The organism is Stenotrophomonas sp. PS02297 (assembly GCF_029959705.1).
Classification (GTDB): domain Bacteria; phylum Pseudomonadota; class Gammaproteobacteria; order Xanthomonadales; family Xanthomonadaceae; genus Stenotrophomonas; species Stenotrophomonas nitritireducens.
This window is the reverse complement of record NZ_JASCOS010000257.1, coordinates 1-286: the sequence shown is the minus strand read 5'-3', so window position 1 is coordinate 286 and position 286 is coordinate 1. Positions and strand designations below refer to the sequence as shown.

Below are 286 nucleotides of genomic sequence, written 5' to 3'. Positions count from 1 at the left end.
CTGCCGCGGCGCGCCGGGGCATCCGCGCGCCGCAGTGCGGCAACGGCCACGGCGGGCGCCGCAGCCGCCAGTCCTGCATCGCCGCCGGCGTCCGGCGCGCGGCCGGCATCGGCCACGACTGCGGTCGCCGGAACCTGCGCGGCGGTGGCGATCACGGTTTCCGGCGCAGCCGGCCCGGGCAGCTGCCCGCGCGCCATGAACAAGGCCACGGCTGCGACCGAGGCCGCCAGCGCGGCGCCGCCGCCCCAGCGCCGCCAGCCGGCACGACGCGCCTGCCGCTCGGACG

Annotated in this window: 1 pseudogene; it reads right to left on the bottom strand. The window is 81.8% G+C overall.

The features are described from left to right. Window positions 1-286, bottom strand: a pseudogene (locus QMX80_RS19270) (anti-sigma factor); the annotation flags it as partial.